Source organism: Streptomyces sp. NPDC006134 (assembly GCF_040628835.1).
GTDB lineage: Bacteria > Actinomycetota > Actinomycetes > Streptomycetales > Streptomycetaceae > Streptomyces.
Map to the genome: position 1 here is coordinate 179,624 of NZ_JBEXTV010000002.1, position 13,578 is coordinate 193,201.

A 13,578-nucleotide genomic window follows, 5' to 3' on the forward strand; every position below is an offset into this window, starting at 1 on the left:
GGTGTACTCAGTTCGACCGAGAGGGACCGGGAGGGGCGTATGGACGGACATGGCGGTCACAGCGGATACGGCGGAGATGGCGGAGGCGGCGGTTACGCGGTGTGGGCCGAGGCCCTGGAGAAGCGGTACGGCGAGAAGCGGGCCCTGGACGGCTTCGACCTCGCCGTCCGCGAGGGCACCGTGCACGGGCTGCTCGGCCCGAACGGCGCCGGGAAGACCACCGCCGTGCGCATCCTGTCCACGCTGATCGAGCTGGACGGGGGACGGGCGACGGTGGCGGGCCTGGACGTGGCCCGGCAGCCGCGCGAGGTGCGCGCCCGGATCGGGCTCACCGGGCAGTACGCGGCCGTGGACGAGGTGCTCACCGGGCGGCAGAACCTGGAGATGTTCGGGCGGCTGTTCCACCTGGGCGGGAAGCGGGCGCGGCTGCGGGCCGCCGAGCTGCTGGAGCGGTTCGACCTGGCCGACGCCGCCGACCGGGGCGTCGGCAAGTACAGCGGCGGCATGCGGCGCCGCCTCGACCTCGCCGCCTCGATGATCCTCGCCCCGGCCGTGCTGTTCCTGGACGAGCCGACGACCGGCCTGGACCCCCGCAGCCGAGGCGAGGTCTGGGAGTCGGTGCGGGCGCTGGTCGCGAGCGGCACGACGGTGCTGCTGACCACGCAGTACCTGGAGGAGGCCGACAAACTCGCCTCCCGCATCACCGTCATCGACCGGGGGCGGGCCATCGCCGACGACACCCCCGACGGGCTGAAGGACCTGGTCGGCGGCGACCGCGTCGAGGTCGTCCTCGCCGAACGCGCCGACCTCCCGCGCGCGGTGAAGGTGGTCGCCCGGGTGTGCGAGGGCGAACCCGAGACGGACGAGGCGGAGCTGCGGGTGCACGCCCCGGTCACCGACCGGGTCGCCGCCCTGACCGAGGTGGCCCGCACCCTCCAGGACGAGGGCGTCCGGGTCGAGGACATCGGGCTGCGCAGGCCCAGCCTCGACGACGTGTTCCTGCGCCTGACCGGACACCGCACGGAGGACGCGCAGGAGACCTCACGGAAGACCTCGAAGGAGACCTCACGGAAGACCTCGAAGGAGAAGGAGACCGCGGCATGAGCGCCCTCGACCTGACCGTGCCGGACAGCCGGGGCCGGCTGTACTGGCTGCTCGCCGACTGCTGGAACATCGTCCGCCGCGGCCTGACCCACTACCGGCGCCAGCCCGTCAACATCGTCTGGCAGCTCGGCTTCCCCATCCTGTCCGTGCTGCTGTACGGCTATGTCTTCGGCAGCGCGATGAAGGTGCCCGGCGGCGGGGACTACAAGGACTTCCTGATGCCGGGCATGTTCGCGATGACGATGGCCTTCGGCTTCGTCAACACCGCGACGCTCGTGGTGTACGACTCCACCAAGGGCGTCATCGACCGGTTCCGCTCCATGCCGATGGCCTCCTCCGCGGTGGTCGCCGGACGCGGGGTGACCGATCTGCTGGTCGCCGCCGCCGAGTTGGCGATCATGATGCTGACCGCGCTGGCCATGGGCTGGCGTCCGGACGGCGGCTGGGGCTTCCTGGCCGCGTTCGGGCTGCTGCTGTGGCTGCGGTTCGCCCTCATCTGGATCGGGGTGTGGCTCGGGCTGCTCGTGCCCAACCCGGAGGCGGCGGGCGGCCTGTTCGCGGTCGCGTTCCCACTGACGATGATCTCCAGCATCTTCGTCGCGCCCCAGCTCATGCCCGGCTGGCTCGGCTGGCTGGCGGCCTGGAACCCCCTGTCCTCCACGGCCGCGGCCACCCGCGACCTGTTCGGCACACCGGCCGGCGGCGGCGCGTCGTGGGTCGAGCAGCACGCGCTGCTGATGGCCGGGGTGTGGCCGCTGGTACTGACGGCGATCTTCCTGCCGCTGGCGGCACGGAGGTTCCAGCGGCTTAGCCGCTGAGGGGCGTTGCGGCGGCGGGGGCACACGAGTCCTGGCCGTACCCGATGGGGGCGGGGCGACAGAGGACCGGGGAGAGCCGATCTCCCGGGACGGCCCGGACGCCGTATGAAGCCGTACGAAGGTGGGGGGTGGGGATGGCAAGATGTCTCCAGTCCCGAGCTGGGTGCCGGGGCCTGTACGACCCACCCCCCATGGCCGCGAGTCCCTCACGATCTCCGTCCGGCCCATCACGGAGCACCGTAACCCCAGCCACTGACAACACGGTCGGCCCAAGGGCCAAAGGCCACGGGGCACCTGTACAGCAGACGGTCCAGGTGCCCGGTCGGGGCTCCGGTGAGTGGCTGCGGGGCATCCCTTGTCCCGGACGGCCAGGGCGTTCGAGGGGGGTGAGCAAGACGGCTCGACGAGTGTCGCGGGTGTCTCTGAGTCGCCTGCGGCGTCCGTCCCAGGGTGAGGGGGAAGACGGAATGTCCGAGTACGGCTTCGACTACAGCCATGCGCCGGATGAGGTCATCGCCGCCAGGAACGAACTGGCCGGTCAGGTGCGCGCCGAGCTGCGACGCGCCGGTCTGACCGCTTTCCTGCACGACTCTCAAGAGGGGGAACAAGCCGGTGCGGTGGTGTACGTGGACCGTGGCGCCGATGTGTCGTGCGGCGTGTCCGTGGGATGGAGGTGCGACCCGGGCATGATCCAGGCCGCCTGCGACAAGCTTCGGGAAGGCGACCCGACTGCGCCCGTTGTCCGCTACCCCGGAATGATCGCTATGTACATGCAGAAGGCGCTGGTCAAAATCCTGCTGTCGGCTGGTTTCGTGGCAACGCCGGAGAACGACGACATGAACCCTGATCATGTTCAGGTGTTCGAGAGGAGGTCCGGCCCGATGTTCGCGCCCACGGCGAAACCTTGATCGGTCATCGCTTTGGATCATGCCCTTACCGAGGGGGTGTGGGCTGTGGCGGACGGTCGGGGAATGAGCCTGCTGCCTCGGCATCGATCTTTCGCGGGTGCCTCCCGGCGGAGCCGGAACATCATTTCACCTTTGGCGCCTGACGGAAGGTCGATTCCGGTGTCGCGGACGGGTGGGGGTGGTGACGCGCTCTCTGACGGATGAACGGCAAGCTGAGGGACGAGGTGCGTGTGACTGAGCCAAGATTCGACCTGCCTCCCAAGGCCCCACCCGAAGTCATCGCCGAGCGTGACGCACTGGCTGACGAGGTCTGCCGGGAACTGGGCCGGGCCGGGCTTCCCGCCCACCGGGGCGACCGCGGTGGCGAACCACGCAGCAAGCCAGGGGCGGAGGTTCACGTGGATCCTCTCGCCGAAGGCGGTGTGTTCGTGGACTGGGGCACGGACGAAGGGCTGAGCACTGCCGCTCTGGGCCTTTTTGTGAAGGGGATCGACTACTCGGATCCGCCTGAAGTCGTCCGTCATTACCAAGCCGTCCACGACTGCATGCGGGACGCTCTGCTGGGAATTTTGGCCTCGGCAGGGTTTCAGGTCGAAGAACCGGATGGGCACGCACACGGGAGCATGGTCCGTGTGAAGGGCCTGCGGTCCTGATCCACCCACCTGTCAGGCACGTCGAAACCGAGCCGTATTGGTTTCAACGGGGCCCGCCGCATACGCTGATCAAAGCGCGGACTTCCGACTCCCGGAGGGTGCGGGCCCCGGAAGCGGTGCAGGAACGGCCGACCGGTGATCGGAAGGGAAACCGCTGGAGATCCATCTGCGGAACAGCCTGCACGAGCGGATCTCCGAGAAGGTCGGAGACGACACCGAACACAGTTTCCTGTCGTTGTGTCGCGAGGCACCCGGAAACAGCGTCCTGCGGGGCGTGCAGGCAGTCGGTGACACGATGTTCAACGAGCTGCAGTGCCGCCGCCTGGTGGCCGAGTTGAGCGGGCTGCCCGAGGGGAGCCGGACGCAGGTGGTCCGCCAGGTCACGGAGTTGGCACGCCGAGCGGTCTCCTGCCGTGGTTATGTGTACATCTCAGGAGACTGACGTTCTTGGCCGGACGGGGCGGCACTTCGAGGAGGACGAACCCCATGCCCCTTGTCGTTTACGTGGAGGACCAGAACCACGAACGCATGGCCAAAACCCACGAAGATCACAAGGGGACCTTTCTGTCCTTGTGCGAAGCGGCGCCCGAGGGCAGCATCCTGCGTGCGGTGAACCGCTACGGCGACACGATGTTCAATGAGATCCAGCTCGTGCGGTTCGTGGCCGAACTGAACGAGCTGCCTCCCGAGAAGAGGAACAGCACGGTGCGGAAGCTCGCGGCCGCCGCCGAGTTCGCGATCGCCTCCCACGGTTATCTCTTCTTCGTGGGAGAACCCTTCGAGCCGCGGAGTGTCACGGTCTGAGGACGTACGGCCGTACCACCTCGTCGTCGGTGTGCCAGGCAGGCGGCCGAGGACGTGGCGGGATCCGCCGGCAGGTTTCCTCACAGGGGAAGGGCAGGTAGCGGCCGGCCGCGCGGGAGCGCTTGTGCCAGCGGCGCCAGCGCGCCTCGTACGGGGTCGGGAGCCGCCATACGTACGGGTCCGGTGACCGGGTTTCCCGCGCGAGGTCACGGTCGTCCGCCTCGGGGCGGGTGAGCACGCGGACGACCGCTTCACGGATCAGCCGGAACATGCGCTTTCGGCTCCGGCGAGCGTGAACCTGGCCCACACGCACTTCGTGTACGGCTCCTGCCGGTGCCCCCAGGCGTCGGCCAGTGCCGCCACCAGAGCCAGTCCGCGTCCGCCTTCCTCGTCTGGGTCCGGGACGTGGAGCCGGGGGAGTCTGTTCCGGTCCGGGTCGGAGACCTCCAGGACCAGGTCCGGCCCGTCGAGGGTCAGCGTCACCTTGATCTGGGCGTGGGAGACCCGGCAGTGATTCACGGCGTTGGTGACGAGTTCGTTGGCCAAGAGGGTGACGTTGTCGGCGAGTTGATCGATGACTCCCCAGTCCGCGAGTGCTTTGCGCACGTGCTGCCGGGCGGCGGGCACGTGCTTTCGGTTTTTGGGGATGCGGAAGGTCTCGGTTGCGGGCATGGGCTGGAAGCTACGGCTGTATCCGGGACGCCCACAAGCCATTCAACTGAATACATTCACTCGTCCACACGATCGGGTGAAGCGTGCTCAGGGCGGTCGGCCTGTGTGGCATCGTTGCCGCGAGAGAGGGGAGGTCCCATGCCCGCAGGTGGACGGCCGACCGTGCGCAGCAGGCGTCTTGGCACGGCGCTCAGGCAGTTCCGGCAGGCCGCCAAGCTGGACCAGTTGCAGGCCGCCGAGATCATCGCGGCAAGCCAGGCCAGAATCAGCCGCCTTGAGAGCGGACACGTCACCGCGCGGGTCATCGAGGTGCGGCTGCTGCTGGACGCGTACGGCGTCACCGATCCGGAAGTGCGGGCCAAGCTGGAGGACTTGGCCAAGCACTCCAAGAAGCGGGGCTGGTGGCTCGAACACGCCGAGCATCTGCGGCCGGACTACCTGGACCACATCGCGCTGGAGGACGACGCGACCTACATCCAGGAGTGGCAGCAGGCTCTCGTGCCCGGACTCCTGCAGACTCCGGCTTACACGGAGGCTGTCATCCAGACGAGCCCCACCTACATGGCTCCCGACCGGGTCGCCCGGATGATCGAGGTGCGGCAGGCGCGCCAGGCGAAGATCGAAGAGGGCGGGGCGACGTACTCCGTCATCATCTGGGAAGCGGTGATCACCCACCCTCTGGTGAGCGCCGAAGTGCACCGGGAGCAGCTTTCGGCAATCCTCGCGGTGGGGAAGCGGAAGAACGTCACCGTGCAGGTGCTCCCGTTCAGCGTCGGGGCACTGGCCACGGTGACCTCGGCCTTCTCGACCTTCAGCTTCGACTCCGAGCCGGCGGTCCAAGCCGTGGCCCTGGAGAACCTGAGGGGCACATCGGTGCTGGAAGACCCGGACGACCTCGTCGCTTACGCCAATATGTACGACCTACTACGATCGTCGGCACTGGCACCGGACGCGAGCGCGAAGCTCATCCGGAACGCGCTGCTGAACATCGAGGAAGATCGATTGTGACCGAGGTTATAGGCCCCTTCCGGAAGTCGTCGTACTCAGGGGCGGAGAGCAACTGCGTAGAGGTGGCACCCACGGCCGGGAACGGCCGGGCCGTCCGTGACAGCAAGCGGCAGGACGGCCCTCTGGTCATCGTCTCCCGCGAGGGCTGGCAGGCGTTCCTCCGGCAGTTCTGACCGGCACACTCACGACGGCGAAGGGCGCCCGGCGGGTCTCCGCCGGGCGCCCTTCGCCGTCGTACGCCGAGGGACTACAGCTTCTCGATGACGTAGTCGACGCACTGGGTGAGCGCCTCGATGTCGGCCGGGTCGATCGCCGGGAACATCGCGACGCGGAGCTGGTTGCGGCCCAGCTTGCGGTACGGCTCGGTGTCGACGATGCCGTTGGCGCGCAGCACCTTGGCGACCGCGGCGGCGTCGACCTCGTCGGTGAAGTCGATCGTGCCGATGACGGCCGAGCGCTTGGCCGGGTCGGTGACGAAGGGGCTGGCGAACTTCACGTCCTCGGCCCAGCCGTACAGGGTGCGCGCGGAGGTCGCGGTGCGGCGCACGGCCCAGTCCAGGCCGCCCTGGCCGTTGAGCCACTCCAGCTGCTCGTTGAGGAGGAAGAGGGTGGCGAGGGCCGGGGTGTTGTACGTCTGGTTCTTGCGGGAGTTGTCGATCGCCGTCGGGAGCGAGAAGAACTCCGGGATGTGGCGGCCGGAGGCGTGGATCCGCTCGGCGCGCTCGATCGCGGCCGGGGAGAACACGCCGATCCACAGGCCGCCGTCGGAGGCGAAGGACTTCTGCGGGGCGAAGTAGTAGACGTCCGTCTCGGCGATGTCGACGGGCAGGCCGCCCGCGCCGGAGGTGGCGTCGACCAGGACGAGGGAGCCCTCGTCGGCGCCGGCCACGCGCTTGATGGGCATGGCGACGCCGGTGGAGGTCTCGTTGTGGGTGAAGGCGTACACGTCCACACCGGCCTCGGCCCGCGCCTCGGGGTGCGTACCCGGGTCGGAGGAGACGACGGTGGGCTCGGCCAGCCACGGCGCCAGCTTGGCGGCCTTGGCGAACTTGGAGGAGAACTCGCCGAAGCTGAGGTGCTGCGACTTGTTCTCGATCAGGCCGTGGGTCGCGATGTCCCAGAACGCGGTGGAGCCGCCGTTGCCGAGGACCACCTCGTAGCCGTCGGGGAGCTGGAACAGCTCGCGGATGCCCTCGCGCACCTTGCCGACCAGGTTCTTGACCGGGGCCTGGCGGTGGGAGGTGCCCATGAGGGACGTGCCGGTGGCGGCCAGCGCCTGCAGCGCTTCCGGACGCACCTTGGAGGGACCCGCGCCGAACCGACCGTCCGCGGGCTTGATGTCAGCAGGAATCTGGATCTCAGCCACGAAGCGGAGGGTATCGGTTCGGAGAAACCGGACGGAAACGTGTCCGTTCGATGAGACGAGTCCTCCGCCCCCTGGACTTGTGATGATCCGCCAAGGGGCGGGCGGGGCTGCGCCGACCGGGACTCAGCCCCGGCCCACCGCCTTCGCGACGAGCGCGCCGATGCGCTCCTCGTCGGCGGCGGTCAGCTCCTTCAGGGCGTAGGCGACCGGCCACACGGTGCCGTCGTCGAGCGCCGCCCGGTCGCTGAACCCGAGCGTGGCGTACCTCGTCTTGAACTTCTGCGCGCTCTGGAAGTGGCAGAGGACCTTGCCGTCGCGGGCGTACGCGGGCATCCCGTACCAGAGCTTCGGCGTGAGCTCCGGGGCGACGGCCCTGACGAGGGCGTGGATCTTCTCGGCGAGGACCCGGTCCGCCTCCGGCATCTCGGCGATCTTCGCCAGCACCTCGCTCTCGGTGTCCGCCTTGGCCCCGCGCGGGCTGCGGCGAGCGGCCTTCAGCTCCTTGGCGCGCTCCTTCATCGCGTCCCGTTCCTCGGCCGTGAACCCGTCGTGCCGCTCGGTGGCCTCGGTGGCCTCGGTGGACTCGATGACCGTGCCGGTGTTCCCGGTGGACGGCTGCGTGCGCTTCATGACGGTTTCCTCTCGTGCGGGGGTGTGGTGGGCAGGGGGCGGGAGTCCTGTGCGTCCTCCCGGTCGGTCCGGTCAAGGGCGCCGCGCGGCCGCGCGAGGTCGCTCAGGCGCTGCGCCTCGATGCGCGCGCGCCTCCATCCGGGGTGACACATGACGAGTACTCCCCTTTCGCCGACGGTGACGGCAGCGGTGGTGGACGGCGGTTCAGCGGAGCTCCTGGATGCGGACCAGGTTGCCCGCGGGGTCGCGGAAGGCGCAGTCGCGGATGCCGTACGGCTGCTCGGTCGGTTCCTGGACGACCTCGGCGTCGGCCGCCTGCACCTTCTCGAACGTCTCGTCGAGGTTCGGGGTGGCCAGCAGGATCCAGCCGTAGGTGCCCTTGGCCATCATCTCGGTGATGGTGCGGCGCTCGTCCTCGGTGACTCCGGGGTCGGCGGCCGGCGGCGCCAGGAGGAGGGAGGTGCCGGGCTGGCCGGCGGGGCCGACCGTGATCCAGCGCATCGTGCCCTGCCCGACGTCGCTGCGGACCTCGAAGCCGAGGACGTCGCGGTAGAAGGCCAGCGACGCCTCCGGGTCGACGTGGGGGAGGAAGCTCGTGTGAATGGTGATGTCCATGAAGATGAGGCTAGGGACGGCACCGCGTCCCGTGCTTCTTGATTCCTGATCGATCCGAGGGCTGATCGATCCGGGACCGACGGGACTTCGAGCGTGGGGAGAGAGCCGGGAGCGGCGCCCGTCCGGCCGGTCGTCGTCACTGTCAGTGGTCGGATGCATCCTGGACGCATGACCGAACTGGAGGCAGCGCTGCGCGGGGCAGTGAGGGGCGAGGCCGCCTTCGACGTCACCTCCCGGGCGCTGACGACGATGGACGCGTCCAACTACCGGCGGGTCCCGCTGGGGGTGGTGGCGCCGCGCGACGCCGACGACGTGGCGGCGGTGCTCCGGGTGTGCCGGGAGCGCGGGGTGCCGGTGGTGGCGCGGGGCGGGGGCACGTCGATCGCGGGACAGGCCACGGGCACGGGGGTGGTCCTGGACTTCACCCGGCACATGAACCGGATCGTGTCGCTGGACCCGCAGGCGCGCACGGCCGTCGTCCAGCCGGGGGTGGTCCTGGACCGGCTCCAGGAGGCCGCCGCCCCGCACGGGCTGCGCTTCGGGCCCGACCCCTCCACCCACAGCCGGTGCACGCTCGGCGGCATGATCGGCAACAACTCCTGCGGTTCCCACTCGGTGGCCTGGGGCACGACGGCGGACAGCGTGCGGGAGCTGACGGTGCTCACCGCGCGCGGGCGGCGGCTGCGGCTGGGGCGGGGATGGGCCGGGGCGCCGGAGGGGCTGCGGGAGCTGGTGGAGGGTGACCTGGCGCGGCTGCGCACCGGCTTCCCGGAGCTGCCCCGCCGCATCTCCGGGTACGCGCTGGACGCGCTGCTGCCGGAGAGGGGCGCGGACGTCGCCCGTTCCTTCTGCGGCTCCGAGGGGACGCTCGGGGTGCTGACGGAGGCGGTGGTGCGGCTGGTGGAGGCCCCGCGCGCGCGGGCGCTGGCCGTGCTGGGGTACGGCGACGAGAGCGCGGCGGCCGAGGCGGCGGCCGGCCTGCTGCCGCTGGAGCCGCTGACGGTGGAGGGCATGGCGGCCGACCTGGTGCCGTCGGCGGCGGGACTGCCGCGCGGCGGGGCCTGGCTGTTCGTGGAGACGGGCGGGGATACGGCAGGGGAGGCACGCGCGCGGGCACAGGCCGTGGTGCGGGCGGCCGACGTCGTCGACTCGCGCGTGGTGACCGATCCGGCCGGGCAGCGGGCGCTGTGGCGGATGAGGGAGGACGCCGCCGGCACGGCGACGCGGACGCCGGAGGGCTTCGAGGCGTGGCCCGGCTGGGAGGACTGCGCGGTGCCGCCCGCCCGGCTCGGCGCCTACCTGCGCGAGTTCCGGGGCCTGCTGGCGGCCCACGGTCTGCGCGGCACGCCGTACGGGCACTTCGGGGACGGCTGCATCCACGTCCGCATCGACTTCGACCTGCTGACGGAGGCGGGGATCGGCCGCTTCCGCCGCTTCTCGGAGGAGCTCGCCGGCCTGGTGGTGGCGCACGGCGGGTCGCTGTCCGGGGAGCACGGGGACGGGCAGGCACGGGCCGAGCTGCTGCCGATGATGTACGGCGAGGAGACGGTCGCCCTGTTCGAGCGGGCCAAGGCCGTCTGGGACCCGGACGACCTGCTCAACCCGGGGATGCTGGTCCGCCCGGCGCCCCTGGACGCCAACCTGCGCTTCTCCGTTCTGCCGCGCGAGCCGGTGGACGTCGCCTTCGGCTACCCGTCCGACGGCGGCGACTTCTCCGCGGCGGTCCGCCGCTGCGTCGGCGTCGCCAAGTGCCGTACGGCGTCGGTGTCCGGGCCCGCCGTCATGTGCCCGTCCTTCCGGGCGACGGGCGAGGAGGCGCACTCCACGCGCGGGCGGGCCCGGCTGCTGCACGAGATGCTCGCCGGGGAACTGGTCACGGACGGCTGGCGGTCGACGGAGGTCCGGGACGCGCTGGACCTGTGCCTGTCCTGCAAGGGCTGCCGGTCGGACTGCCCGGTCGGGGTCGACATGGCCACCTACAAGGCGGAGTTCCTGCACCACCACTACGCCGGTCGCCGCCGCCCCGCCGCCCACTACGCGCTCGGATGGCTGCCGGTGTGGCTGCGGTGGGCGGACCGTGCGCGCGCGGCGGCGGTGGTCAACGCCCTGGCCTCCGTGCGCCCGCTCGCGGCGGTGGCGAAGCGGCTCGGCGGCCTCGCGGCCGAACGGGAGATCCCGCGGCTGGCGGGGGAGACGTTCAGCCGGTGGTGGCGCGGGCGCGGGCGTGGGCACGGGGGTGCCGGGGGCGGGGGTGCGGGGGACCTGGTCGTGCTGTGGCCCGACACGTTCACCGAACACCTGTCGCCGTCCGTGGGCCGGGCCGCCGTACGGGTGCTGGAAGCGGCGGGGCTGCGGGTGGCGCTGCCCCCGGCGCTGCGGCCGCGCGGCCGGCGCGTCGGGGACGGTGCCTCCCGGTCGGCGGTCCCGCTGCTCACGGCCCGCCGGGGCCGGGTCTGCTGCGGGCTGACGTACGTCTCCACGGGCCAGCTCGACCGGGCCCGCGCGGTCATGCGCCGCACGCTCGACCTGATGGAACCGGTCCTGGCCACCGGCGCCCCGGTTCTCGTGCTGGAGCCGAGCTGCGCCGCCGCCCTGCGCACCGACCTGCCGGAGCTGCTGCACGACGACCCGCGCGCCGCCCGCCTCGCGGCCCGCGTCCTGACCTTCGCCGAAGTGCTGGAGCGCCACGCCCCCGGCTGGGCACCGCCGTCCGTGGACCGTCCCGTCGCCGGGCAGACCCACTGCCACCAGCACGCGGTCCTCGGCGACGCGGCCGACCGCCGCCTGCGCACCGCCGCGGGCCTGACCGGGGAGCTGAGCGGCGGCTGCTGCGGCCTCGCCGGCAACTTCGGCTTCGAGCGGGGCCACTTCGAGGTGTCGGCCGCCTGCGCGGAGGAGCAGGTGCTGCCCGCGGTCCGGGACGCGCCGGACGGGGCGGTGGTCCTCGCCGACGGCTACTCCTGCCGGACGCAGCTGGAGCAGCTGGCCGGGGTGCGGGGGCGTCACCTGGCGGAGGTGCTGGCGGAGGCGCTGGAGCGGGGGGAGCCGGGTGGAGGGGAGTCGGGCGGAGGGGAGTCGAATGGAGGGGGATAGGGCGGAGGGACGTCGAGTGGAGGGGGGGTAGGGCGGGGGAGCCGGGTGGAGGGGCGGGCGTGCGTCAGGGGAGGGTCAGGCGCGCGTCAGGGAAGGGTCAGGCGGAACACCTGGCGGGAACCGCCTTCCGGGCCCGGTTCCGCGGCTTCGGCGGGGACGAAGCCGAGGCCCTCGTAGAAGAGGCGGGCGCCGCTGGTGACGGCACCGGGGTGATCGGCCCCGAAGGTGATCACCTCGACGGTCCCCGGGCCGGCCGGGAACCGGTCCATGGCCTGTGCCATCAGCGCCCGGCCGACGCCCATTCCCCGCGCCCGCTCCGCCACGACGAGCCAGTGCACGTGGTGGGTGCTCCCCTGCGTGCCGAACAGCAGCCCGCCGAGGACCTCCGCGTCCGGGGACACCGCGAGGAGCGCCGCGGACCGGTCGATGTGCTCCCGCACGGCCTGATGGAAGCCGGGGTCGTCCACCATGGGGCCGAACCAGTGCTCCACCTGGGCGGCCAGTCCCAGAAAGCCGTCGAGGTCCTGTTCCGCCGCGAGTCCGACCATCATGCCGGGCAGTCTGACAGCCGCGCGGCGCGCCTGTGCCCCGATATACGGACGCAAGGGCTCCCATTGACAGGGGCGTGGCCGGACCAAGACAGTGGCATGAGAGATGTACGCACCTGACAAGGTTCAGTCGTATGGACTCGGCAGTACAGTGGGATGAATGTGGGTGCGTGTGTGCCCGCGTGATGGTCCTCTGATGGTCCTCGGAAGAGCAGTCACCAGCCCCTGGAAGGTCTCGTGAGTACGCCCAGCGCCACCCCCGGCACCCCGCCCCCGGCCGTCCCCTCCCCGGAGCTCGCGGCAGCGGGCGCCGCCGACCGGGCGGCGCCCGCACCGGGCGGTTCCCCCGGTCGCCGGGGCGCCCTCGGGCCGGTCGGCCTGGTCCTCGCCGGCGGCATCTCGGTGCAGTTCGGCGGCGCGCTCGCAGTGACCCTGATGCCGAGGACCGGGGCGCTCGGCGTCGTGACCCTCCGCCTGCTGGTCGCCGCCGTCGTGCTGCTGCTCGTCTGCCGCCCCCGGCTGCGCGGCCACTCCCGCGCCGACTGGGGCACGGTGATCGTCTTCGGCGTCGCCATGGCCGGGATGAACGGTCTCTTCTACCAGGCCCTCGCCCGCATCCCGATGGGCCCGGCCGTCACCCTGGAGGTGCTCGGCCCGCTCGCGCTGTCCGTCCTCACCTCCCGTCGTGTGGTCAACCTCCTCTGGGCCGCCCTCGCCCTCGCCGGGGTCTTCCTCCTCGGCGGCGGTGGCTTCGCCGACCTCGACCTGCTCGGTGTGGCCTTCGCGCTGGGGGCGGGCGCGATGTGGGCGGCGTACATCGTCTTCAGCGCGCGGACGGGCCGCCGCTTCCCGCAGGCCGACGGGCTCGCCCTCGCCATGGCGGTCGGGGCGGTGCTGTTCCTGCCGCTCGGCATCGCCGAGTCCGGGGCCGAGCTGATCGACCCGACGACGATCGCACTCGGCGGCGCGGTGGCCCTGCTCTCCTCCGTCCTGCCCTACACCCTCGAACTCCTGGCGCTGCGGCGCATGCCCGCCTCCACCTTCGCCGTCCTCATGAGCCTGGAACCGGCCATCGCCGCCACGGCCGGTTTCCTCATCCTCGACCAGGCGCTGACCGCCACCGAGTCCATCGCCATCGCCCTGGTCATCGCGGCGAGCATGGGCGCGGTGCGGACCCAGGTCGGGCGGGGGAAGGCGACGGCGGCGCGGGCGGCGGACCGATGACTTCCGGCCGGTCCGGTACCTGGCCGGGCCGATGACTTCCGGCCGGTCCGGTACCTGGCTGGACCGGTGACTTCCGGCCGGTCCGGTGCCCGGTGGGGCCGGTAACTCCCGGCCGCGGGGCCCTCGTTGCCCGGC

General features: G+C 71.5%; 15 protein-coding genes. 9 read left to right on the forward strand and 6 right to left on the reverse strand.

What is annotated here, in order from left to right; all coding sequences use genetic code 11:
- The first annotated feature begins 39 nt into the window (after positions 1-39).
- The 5 genes from ABZ340_RS02220 (at position 40) to ABZ340_RS02240 (ending at position 4,287) form a co-directional block, all read left to right on the forward strand.
- Positions 40-1,104: an ATP-binding cassette domain-containing protein gene (locus ABZ340_RS02220; protein ID WP_358779824.1), complete on the forward strand. Its 1,065-nt coding sequence runs from the start codon at positions 40-42 to the stop codon at positions 1,102-1,104.
- Positions 1,101-1,922, forward strand: coding sequence for an ABC transporter permease (locus ABZ340_RS02225; RefSeq protein WP_358779825.1), 822 nt, complete (start codon positions 1,101-1,103; stop codon positions 1,920-1,922). The genes ABZ340_RS02220 and ABZ340_RS02225 overlap by 4 nt, the downstream gene beginning before the upstream one ends.
- A 467-nt stretch (positions 1,923-2,389) precedes the next feature.
- Entirely contained in the window at positions 2,390-2,830 is a 441-nt protein-coding gene (locus ABZ340_RS02230) for a hypothetical protein (protein ID WP_358779826.1), read from the forward strand.
- A gap of 200 nt (positions 2,831-3,030) precedes the next feature.
- Entirely contained in the window at positions 3,031-3,483 is a 453-nt protein-coding gene (locus ABZ340_RS02235) for a hypothetical protein (RefSeq protein WP_358779827.1), read from the forward strand.
- Positions 3,484-3,969: 486 nt separating this feature from the next.
- Complete coding sequence (locus ABZ340_RS02240) at positions 3,970-4,287, forward strand: hypothetical protein (protein WP_358779828.1); 318 nt, start codon at positions 3,970-3,972, stop codon at positions 4,285-4,287.
- Here the strand turns inward: ABZ340_RS02240 and ABZ340_RS02245 are convergent.
- Both ABZ340_RS02245 and ABZ340_RS02250 read right to left on the reverse strand, forming a co-directional pair.
- Entirely contained in the window at positions 4,277-4,558 is a 282-nt protein-coding gene (locus ABZ340_RS02245) for a hypothetical protein (RefSeq protein WP_358779829.1), read from the reverse strand. The genes ABZ340_RS02240 and ABZ340_RS02245 overlap by 11 nt on opposite strands.
- Positions 4,546-4,959, reverse strand: coding sequence for an ATP-binding protein (locus ABZ340_RS02250; protein WP_358779830.1), 414 nt, complete (start codon positions 4,957-4,959; stop codon positions 4,546-4,548). The genes ABZ340_RS02245 and ABZ340_RS02250 overlap by 13 nt, the downstream gene beginning before the upstream one ends.
- Before the next feature lie 138 nt (positions 4,960-5,097).
- On the opposite strand from ABZ340_RS02250, the gene ABZ340_RS02255 reads away from it, so the two are divergent.
- Together ABZ340_RS02255 and ABZ340_RS02260 are read left to right on the forward strand one after the other, a co-directional pair.
- Complete coding sequence (locus ABZ340_RS02255; protein ID WP_358779831.1) at positions 5,098-5,967, forward strand: helix-turn-helix transcriptional regulator; 870 nt, start codon at positions 5,098-5,100, stop codon at positions 5,965-5,967.
- On the forward strand, positions 5,964-6,140 hold the full coding sequence (locus ABZ340_RS02260) for a DUF397 domain-containing protein (RefSeq protein ID WP_358779832.1): 177 nt from the start codon (positions 5,964-5,966) through the stop codon (positions 6,138-6,140). Before ABZ340_RS02255 ends, ABZ340_RS02260 begins: the two co-directional genes overlap by 4 nt.
- A gap of 74 nt (positions 6,141-6,214) precedes the next feature.
- Here ABZ340_RS02260 and serC read toward each other — a convergent pair whose 3' ends face one another.
- The 3 genes from serC to ABZ340_RS02275 form a co-directional block, all read right to left on the reverse strand.
- Positions 6,215-7,333, reverse strand: coding sequence for a phosphoserine transaminase (gene serC, locus ABZ340_RS02265; RefSeq protein WP_358779833.1), 1,119 nt, complete (start codon positions 7,331-7,333; stop codon positions 6,215-6,217).
- A gap of 123 nt (positions 7,334-7,456) precedes the next feature.
- The gene (locus ABZ340_RS02270) at positions 7,457-7,852 is read right to left on the reverse strand and encodes a hypothetical protein (RefSeq protein WP_358779898.1); all 396 of its coding nucleotides are present in this window, start codon (positions 7,850-7,852) and stop codon (positions 7,457-7,459) included.
- 315 nt (positions 7,853-8,167) lie between these two features.
- Entirely contained in the window at positions 8,168-8,578 is a 411-nt protein-coding gene (locus ABZ340_RS02275) for a VOC family protein (protein ID WP_358779834.1), read from the reverse strand.
- A gap of 168 nt (positions 8,579-8,746) precedes the next feature.
- On the opposite strand from ABZ340_RS02275, the gene ABZ340_RS02280 reads away from it, so the two are divergent.
- Entirely contained in the window at positions 8,747-11,671 is a 2,925-nt protein-coding gene (locus ABZ340_RS02280) for an FAD-binding and (Fe-S)-binding domain-containing protein (protein ID WP_358779835.1), read from the forward strand.
- A gap of 86 nt (positions 11,672-11,757) precedes the next feature.
- On the opposite strand, the gene ABZ340_RS02285 is transcribed toward ABZ340_RS02280, so the two are convergent.
- Complete coding sequence (locus tag ABZ340_RS02285; RefSeq protein WP_358779836.1) at positions 11,758-12,222, reverse strand: GNAT family N-acetyltransferase; 465 nt, start codon at positions 12,220-12,222, stop codon at positions 11,758-11,760.
- A gap of 234 nt (positions 12,223-12,456) precedes the next feature.
- On the opposite strand from ABZ340_RS02285, the gene ABZ340_RS02290 reads away from it, so the two are divergent.
- Positions 12,457-13,443, forward strand: a complete 987-nt coding sequence (locus tag ABZ340_RS02290) for an EamA family transporter (RefSeq protein WP_358779837.1) — start codon at positions 12,457-12,459, stop codon at positions 13,441-13,443.
- Positions 13,444-13,578 lie beyond the last annotated feature (135 nt).

Coding starts and splice junctions, on each gene's coding strand:
- ABZ340_RS02220 (WP_358779824.1), top strand. CDS start 40: ATGGACGGACATGGCGGTCACAGCGGATACGGCGGAGATGGCGGAGGC.
- ABZ340_RS02225 (WP_358779825.1), top strand. CDS start 1,101: ATGAGCGCCCTCGACCTGACCGTGCCGGACAGCCGGGGCCGGCTGTAC.
- ABZ340_RS02230 (WP_358779826.1), top strand. CDS start 2,390: ATGTCCGAGTACGGCTTCGACTACAGCCATGCGCCGGATGAGGTCATC.
- ABZ340_RS02235 (WP_358779827.1), top strand. CDS start 3,031: ATGAACGGCAAGCTGAGGGACGAGGTGCGTGTGACTGAGCCAAGATTC.
- ABZ340_RS02240 (WP_358779828.1), top strand. CDS start 3,970: ATGCCCCTTGTCGTTTACGTGGAGGACCAGAACCACGAACGCATGGCC.
- ABZ340_RS02245 (WP_358779829.1), bottom strand. CDS start 4,558: ATGTTCCGGCTGATCCGTGAAGCGGTCGTCCGCGTGCTCACCCGCCCC.
- ABZ340_RS02250 (WP_358779830.1), bottom strand. CDS start 4,959: ATGCCCGCAACCGAGACCTTCCGCATCCCCAAAAACCGAAAGCACGTG.
- ABZ340_RS02255 (WP_358779831.1), top strand. CDS start 5,098: ATGCCCGCAGGTGGACGGCCGACCGTGCGCAGCAGGCGTCTTGGCACG.
- ABZ340_RS02270 (WP_358779898.1), bottom strand. CDS start 7,852: ATGAAGGAGCGCGCCAAGGAGCTGAAGGCCGCTCGCCGCAGCCCGCGC.
- ABZ340_RS02275 (WP_358779834.1), bottom strand. CDS start 8,578: ATGGACATCACCATTCACACGAGCTTCCTCCCCCACGTCGACCCGGAG.
- ABZ340_RS02280 (WP_358779835.1), top strand. CDS start 8,747: ATGACCGAACTGGAGGCAGCGCTGCGCGGGGCAGTGAGGGGCGAGGCC.
- ABZ340_RS02285 (WP_358779836.1), bottom strand. CDS start 12,222: ATGATGGTCGGACTCGCGGCGGAACAGGACCTCGACGGCTTTCTGGGA.